The sequence below is a fragment of the Deinococcus detaillensis genome (assembly GCF_007280555.1).
GTDB classification, from domain to species: Bacteria; Deinococcota; Deinococci; order Deinococcales; family Deinococcaceae; genus Deinococcus; species Deinococcus detaillensis.
In genome coordinates, this window is the sequence record NZ_VKDB01000092.1 from 1 (window position 1) to 1,072 (window position 1,072).

The following is a 1,072-nucleotide window of genomic DNA, read 5'->3' on the forward strand; positions in this document are numbered from 1 at the left end:
GCGTCTTCGCTACAGCCTCTAAGTCGTCTGCGCTGTGCAGGCTCAAATCCGTGCCTTTCGGAAAGTATTGGCGTAAGAGGCCATTGGTATTTTCGTTTGTTCCTCTCTGCCAAGGGCTTCGCGGTTCGCAGAAATAGATGCCCACCCCCGTTTCCAGGTGCAGTTGTTCATGCTGACTCATTTCCGCACCCTGATCCCAAGTCAGTGAGCGGCGGAGCTGGGGGGGCACGGTGGTGATCATCCGGGCAATGGCTTCCCGAACGGCCTGAGCACCGTGGCCAGCCAGGGCTGGCCCGTTCTTCACCGGTGACTCCAGACCATGTTCCGGCATCCGGGGCAAGTGAAGCAAGAGGGTGAAGCGCGTGGTGCGCTCCACAAGTGTGCCTATAGATGAGCTGCCCAACCCGAGGATGAGATCCCCCTCCTAGTGTCCGGGCACTTCCCGGTTCGTCACTTCCTCTGGGCGCGCCTTGAGCATGACCTCGGGAACGACAAACGTTTTGCCGGGACTGCACCGGCGTGCCCGTGGCACGCGCAGGGTCCGGCCCATCCGGAGGCAGGCAGTTAAGTCGCGGCGCAACGCGCCACGACCTTCGATATACAGCACCTGGTAAATGGCCTCGTGGCTGATGCGCATGGTGGCGTCATCTGGGAAGTCGAGCCGCAAGCGCTGGGCGATTTGCTCTGGAATCCATGCCGTTGTCCAGCGACGATCTTGTCGCCGCCCATGACGGCGGCCTTTCCAAAGCACTGTTGGTCCAGGAATCGGCGTGCTAGTGGCAGAGACCAACATACCTGACAAACGATCTTCGACATACGTTTTCAGCACCTTGTTGACCGCCAATTTCGCGGGCTTTGGACGCCGGGCGGCACGTTCAGCGTGCCATTGTGCGGTGGTGGCTCGGTAGGCTAGACCGCCGCCACGGGTGGCGGCGTTGCGCCGGACCTCACGTGAAATCGTGGACGCCGCCCGCCCCAGTCGGCGTGCAATCTCACGGATGCCGAGTTGTTGCGCTCGGGAGAGTGCGATCTCTTCGCGCTCTGCAAACGACAAACAGCGCCCAGAAAGGGG

Annotated in this window: 1 pseudogene; it reads right to left on the reverse strand. The window is 61.5% G+C overall.

The window, feature by feature from the left end:
* Positions 1–1,072: pseudogene (locus FNU79_RS18990) on the reverse strand (IS30 family transposase); the annotation flags it as partial.